Annotated in this window: 3 protein-coding genes; all 3 read right to left on the minus strand. The window is 40.5% G+C overall.

The window, feature by feature from the left end; all coding sequences use genetic code 11:
• Window positions 1-169 precede the first annotated feature (169 nt).
• The 3 genes from AAEY62_RS14940 to AAEY62_RS14950 are packed head-to-tail and all read right to left on the minus strand — an operon-like array spanning window position 170 to window position 5,971.
• Window positions 170-3,253, minus strand: a complete 3,084-nt coding sequence (locus AAEY62_RS14940) for an efflux RND transporter permease subunit (protein WP_024589701.1) — start codon at window positions 3,251-3,253, stop codon at window positions 170-172.
• Window positions 3,250-4,566 carry an efflux RND transporter periplasmic adaptor subunit gene (locus AAEY62_RS14945; protein ID WP_010554901.1) on the minus strand — a complete coding sequence of 439 codons (1,317 nt, stop codon included), beginning with the start codon at window positions 4,564-4,566 and terminating at the stop codon, window positions 3,250-3,252. The genes AAEY62_RS14940 and AAEY62_RS14945 overlap by 4 nt, the downstream gene beginning before the upstream one ends.
• Entirely contained in the window at window positions 4,556-5,971 is a 1,416-nt protein-coding gene (locus tag AAEY62_RS14950) for an efflux transporter outer membrane subunit (protein ID WP_024589700.1), read from the minus strand. Before AAEY62_RS14950 ends, AAEY62_RS14945 begins: the two co-directional genes overlap by 11 nt.
• Window positions 5,972-6,724: the final 753 nt, after the last annotated feature.

Raw genomic sequence — 6,724 nt, forward strand, 5'->3', positions numbered from 1 at the left:
GCCTTTAAAAGGCTTTATCAAAAAAAATTAACCTTCCTATTTACTCTTATATTTATCTAAATTTTTTATTCACTTATCTTCAATTGTCTAATATTACTTTTAACTTATAAAAAAAGCCGCAGGTAATTACTTACCTACAGCTTTAATAATCACGTATTTAAGAGTGAAGTTATTTAAACCAACCTTGAAAACGCTCCATTAGCATGTAGTTTATTGGTACTAACAATAAAGTAATAAAGGTAGCAAAAATAATCCCAAACCCTAAGCTCACCGCCATTGGTATTAAAAACTGTGCTTGAGTCGCTTTTTCAAACAGTAATGGCATTAAGCCAATAAAGGTCGTTAAACTAGTTAGCATTACAGGGCGAAAACGTGATGCACCTGCAATTTTTATAGCATCGAGAACTTTACCACCTTCACTGCGCTTTTTATTAATAAAATCAACGAGTACGAGGGAGTCATTTACCACCACCCCGGTTAGCGCAAGCATACCGAGTAAACTCATAATAGTTAAGTCCATTCCCATGATCCAATGCCCTACTACAGCACCTATCATGCCAAATGGAATAACACTCATTACTATGATTGGTTGTAAGTAAGATTTAAGCGGTATTGCTAATAGCGCATAAATAATAAAAAATACAAACACAAGTGCCCAAGCCAACGACCCAAACGACTCTCTTTGCTCTTTAGCCTCACCTTCTAGTTTGTAATCTACTCCAGGATATTGCTGCATTAACCCATCTAAATACTCCGTTAGGTCAGCCTGCAGTATGGTCATGTTGGTATTATTTTTTTCGATATCGGCTGTTACGTTTAATGTGCGGTAACGGTCTATTCGATTAATAGTTGATGGACTTTGCCCAGCAGTAAGTGTTGCCACGTGCGATAAAGGCACTGAGCCTCCATCAGGCGTATTTATAAGTATGTTTTGTAGGTCAGCTACAGAGCGGCGCTCATCTATAGGTAAGCGTACCATTACACGTACGTCATCCCTGCCTCGCTGAATACGTTGTGCTTGCGAGCCAAAAAACGAGTTACGTACTTGTCCTGCTACATTGACTCTATTTAAGCCCAGCGCTAAACCTTGTTGCGTAAGCTCTATTTGTAACTCTTCTTTACCGTCGGACATACTATCGGCAATATCAAATACCGTTGGATAGGTCGATAAACGGGTTTTAATGTGATCAGCCACGTCTTGTAAAATAGTCAACGAAGTGCCGCTAAGCTGAACATCAATTGGGTCTGAACTTCGGCCAATTTCGGCTCTAAACGTTAAACTTTCGGCACCTGGAATGACACCAATTAAATCGCGCCATTCGCTGGCAAGTTCTCGTGATCCTATGTCTGATTCACGCTTTTCAGCCGGTGTTATTTCAAAGCGTACAGAGCCTGAATTAGATACCCCACCACGCCCGCCTGTTGTGGCTAATATATTTAAAATAACGCTTTCACCCGTATCTGGGTCGCGGTACTTTTCTTGTAATTGCTGCGCCTTTTGCGACATGTCAATTACGTATTTATTCGTTACTTCAAACGGTGTACCTGTTGGTAGTGTTAAGTTAACGCGGACTGTTTCGCTTGGTATGCGCGGGAAAAATACAAACTTAGTCCAACCGCTGGTGATCATGGTTAAAATTATAACAAATACACCAATAAACAAGCTTACCGAAGCCAATTTATGGCGCAGTGCTAAATTTAAAGTGGGTTGATAGTATTTTAAAATCGCGTTTTCAAATCCATCTGCAAAACGCTGTTGAATAACATCAAACTTTGAAGGTTCGCCTTTTTCGTGGCGTAGTTTTATATATTTTAAATGTGCTGGTAGTACAAATTTAGATTCAATCAATGAAAACAATAATACCGGAATAACTACTACCGGTATTTGTGCAAACAAGGCACCACGCGCCCCTTCAATAAAGGCCAAAGGTAAAAAGGCAGCAACGGTAGTTAACACACCAAATGTTACTGGTGTTGCTACTTCTTGAGTACCTAAAATTGCGGCTTGCTCGCCCGACTTAGCTGTTTTTAGATGGGTGTAAACGTTTTCACCGGTAACTATGGCGTCATCAACAACAATCCCCAGTACCAATATAAAGCCAAATAAGCTCATAATATTAAGGGTTACGCCAAAAATAGGCATCGCTATAAACGCCCCCATAAACGAAACCGGAATACCAATAAATACCCAAAATGCAATTGCAGGGCGTAAAAACAAAGTAAGTAAAGCCAGTACTAAAATACCGCCTTGTAAAGCATTAGTAGTAAGGGTCGAAATACGACTTTTAACCAGCTCCGAATCATCATCCCAGTAACTTAGTTCAAACCCTTGCGGGAGAGAGCTTTGTTGCTCTTTTATGTAGTTTTTAACATCGTCAGCAACTGTAATCGCACTTTGTGGACCAATTCGATATACGTCGATAAATGCAGCTTGTTTACCATTAAAGCGAGTACGTACTGGTGTTTCTTCAAAATCATCTTTTATAGTTGCTATATCGCCTAAGCGAATAATAGTGCCATCGGCTTGGTTTTTAACAACAATGCTGGCAAATTCATCTTTACGATATGCTTGCCCTTTAGAGCTTATAAGTACGTCCCCGCCTTCTGTTTTTAAGTTACCAGCAGAAATATCTGAGCTTGAGTTTGAAATAGCACTCGATATTTGTGCCAAGCTTAAATCGTACTGACGAAGAATATCTTGGCTTACTTCAATGGCTATTTCGTAATCACGAACGCCACTTAGCTCTACCTGCGTTACATTAGGTAAACGTAGGATTTGATCGCGTACTGTTTCTGCGTATTCGCGGGTTTCTTTTTCGCCATAGTCACTCGATACGGTAACCGCGATAACTTCACGAATTCGCTCAGCAAGCGCTACTATCGGCTTTTCAGCATCGGCTGGAAAAGTGTTAATTGCGTCTACACGACTTTTTATATCAGCTAAAAGCTCACGAGGGTCGTAACCGCTTTCCACTTCTATTGTCACAGAGCCAGAACCTTCAGAAGAGCGACTAAATATTTGCTTTATGCCCTCTAAATCTTGTACGGCTTCTTCTATTCGTATAGTTACACCTTGCTCTACATCCTCTGGTGTTGAACCACGCAAACTTACATTTACGCTTATCATGTCAGTTTCGAATGAAGGAAATACCTCAAGCGGTATTTTGCTTGATAAGCTAAAAAGTCCCGACAGTAACAGCGTTACTAGCAATAAGTTAGCAGCAACATGGTTTTTGGCAAACCAAGCGATCATGGCTTATCTCCTTGTTTTGCTGCGCGGCGTTTTTTTAGCTCTTCAACACTAATACCCTGCTCTTTTGCTTTTTGCTCAAGCTGCTCTGGCGTCGGGCGCTTTCCTTTACCTTGCCCATTAGCTCCTCGGCTTTTAGGTTGCTCTGTGCTTTGTTCGCCTAAAATACTTACCTGAGTACCAGAACTCACTTGCCCTAGTGGAGTAATAACCAGTTTATCATTTGGATTTAATCCCGTTTTTATCATCGCTTGTGTCGCATTTTGCCAAGCAAGTGTAATGTCTTTACGTTTAAGTACACCCTCTTCAACAACATAAACATACGTCCCTTGATAAATAGTACTGTTAGGGATTATAAGTGCGTTAGGAACTGTTTTACCGGTAATTTGCGCCTTTATGTATTGCCCTATTTTTATTGGGTACTGGTTATTAGCCGTTGCTTTATATGGGTCGTTAATTTTAGCAACTACGTAAAGCTGTTGTGCACCTTCATCTATAGCACCTTCGGTACGCGCTAGCTGCCCTTGCCACGTTTGCTCACCCACTAAGTCAGAGGTAAATTTAACAATTGAACCTGCTTGATTTTTGGCGCCATCACGATATTGCTCTGGTAAATTTACGAACGGAAGATCTTTATTTTTAATCGGTAAACGAATCTCTACGCTATCGATTGCGTAAATAGTGGCAAGCTGGGTATTGTTAGTAACAACTTGCCCCAAATCAACACTACGGCTAAGTATACGACCCGCATATGGCGCGGTTACTTTAGTGCGCTCTAAATCAAGCATGGCTTTTTCAAGTACTGCTTGCGCCGATAAAACTTCTGCTTCGGCTGCTGCAAGTTGTGGTTCACGCAGTACTAGGCTGCTTGCCTGATTTGAGCCGCCAAGGCGTTTCCAATCAGTAATAGCTTGTTGCCCACGTGCCTTTTCTTCTAATAAGCCTTGCTCTGCCGTTAATAAATTGGCTTGAGCAGATTTAACTTCAGCTTGATGATCTCTGTCGTCTAGCTTTAAAAGTACATCGCCCTTTTCAAAAAAGCCGCCTTCTCTAAAGTCATCACTTACTTCAATTATTTGCCCAGATGCCTGAGCAACTAATAAACTTTGTGTACGTGGTTTTACCGTACCGTAGCTATCAATCATCACTTGGTAATTTTGTGGTTTAAGCTCAAGCGCAGCCACACTTATTGATGCTTTAGGAGGTGAGCCAAAGCGTTTAGCCTCTGGCGGATTACCTTTAATAAACATAACAATTAAAATAGTGGCAATAATAACCACCGCTGGAATAATAATTTTTGCTGTTTTAGTTTTCATCATTATTGCTCTTTAGTTCACTTGAGGGCTTTGCAAAATCACCACCAAGGGCAACGTGTAAGTTAATTCTGTTAGCTATTAATTGGTTTTTAATGTCGATTAAGGAGCTTTGCGCATCGAAAGACCTGTCTTGTGCGTCAAGCACCGTAGTGTAAGTTACCAAACCGCTTTGATATTGCTCAAACGACAATTGCTCTGCAGCAAGTGCATTTTCTTGCGCCTCAAGGGTGCTGCTATATTGCGCTTTGAGGGACTGCTGCTGCGAAATCGCATTTTCTACATCACCAAATGCATCGTAAAGCGTTTGCAAATAAAGTTGCTCTTGCTTTTGAGTATTAAGGCGCGCTATTTCTTCATTCGCTTTTAAACGTCCGCCCTCAAAAAGCGGTGCTGAAATACTACCTAATAACGACCATGCAAGGCTTGATGGAGAAAACAAGTCGCTTACTCTGTCGGTGCTATCACTTAGTGAAGCTGTTAAATCTAAACTTGGAAAGCGTTGTTTGTGCGCATACGCCAATGAAGCGTCGGTGGCTAAAAGATCATACCAACTTGCTCGCAGCGTAGGTTTACGTGTTATAAGTTCAGAAGGTAAGCCTAGTGGAATATCGGTATTAATAACGGGTAAGTCGCTTCTAGCAGTAATGGCACCTTTTGGGTATTCACCCAGTAAACGCTCAAGTACACGTGCTGAAGCCGATAGGTTCGCAGTTTGAGTAGCAATGCGAGCGCGTTCAGTATTGAGCTCATTACGGGCTAAATATACATCGAGTGCTTCGTTTATACCTTGGCGATAGCCAGACTCGATAATATCAAGGCTCTGCTGTGCATTGGCTTCGCGACGTTTAAATAAATCGAGTAATTGTTGCGATGTAACAACATCAAACCAGCCAGTTACTACATCAGCAACGAGTTGCTGTTTAGCTTGCTCAAACCGGGCCTGTTGCGCTAAATAGTTAAGATTAGCTTCGCGCTTTGAATCAGAAAGCTTACCCCATAAATCAACCTCGTAAGTTAAGTTTAAACTAACTGAACTTGCGTTGTCGTAGCTCACTGGGCGGTTGTCTTTACTACGGCTAGTACGCGTTGATAAATCAAGGCTAGGCCAAAGTGCAGAGCCCGATACTATAAGCTGTTGTTTTTGAATTTCTACATCATAACTAGTTTGTAAAAGCTGTTGGTTGTTTTTAAGTGCTTGTTGTACAAATTTGTTAAGCGTAGGGTTTTGTAGTTGTGTAAGCCATTGCTCTTGTACTTTTAATACCGAGCTTGATGCTTCTTGCTGCCATTGCTGTGGCATATTATTAGGCGCTTGCATGCGCTGCGACGAGTTAAAATCACTCGCACAGCCGCTAAGCAGCATCACACTAATTGCCAATAGGGTTGGCTTGCATTGCCAAATCATAATTAAACCTAAATTACTGCTATTTATGAACGTAATTCAAGCACTTTGGCAACTTTTGCTCAACCTACTTTACATAACATTACATAGCTAGCGATGAACTAACATAATAGCCAGTTATACGGTAAAAATGAGCAAATGATCAGCAATTTTTAATAATAAAAAATTAACTTTTTGTAGTGTGTCTAAGAGATTATACCAATTCGCTTAATTAAGTGATCTATTTTGAGGTAAGAAAATCGTGTCGATAACAAGGAAAAAATTTCGTTATTTTTGTCTTATATCAGAAATTTTTAACGCAGTTAGCGTCAGGTTTAATCCCTAAAATTGATTAAGTATTATTGCGGATTGGTATTAGACATATAGAAACAGAAAAGCCCCGCTATAAGCGAGGCTTTTGAATAAATGGTGCCGACTAACCGAGTCGAACGGATAACTTATACAGACTACTGATTACAAGTCAGTTGCTTTGCTCTTAACTATGGGTATTTTTAATTCTCAAGTTAAAAACAAAAAAGCCTCGCTATAAGCGAGGCTTTTTAAATAAATGGTGCCGACTAACCGACTCGAGCGGGTAAATTATACAGACTACTGATTACAAGTCAGTTGCTTTGCTCTTAACTATGGGTATTTTTAATTCTCAAGTTGAAAACAAAAAAGCCCCGCTATAAGCGAGGCTTTTAAATAAATGGTGCCGACTAACCGAGTCGAACGGTTGACCTACTGATTACAAGTCAGTTGCTCTACCAGCTGAGC

The organism is Pseudoalteromonas sp. GW168-MNA-CIBAN-0100 (genome assembly GCF_040309225.1).
GTDB classification, from domain to species: domain Bacteria; phylum Pseudomonadota; class Gammaproteobacteria; order Enterobacterales; family Alteromonadaceae; genus Pseudoalteromonas; species Pseudoalteromonas arctica.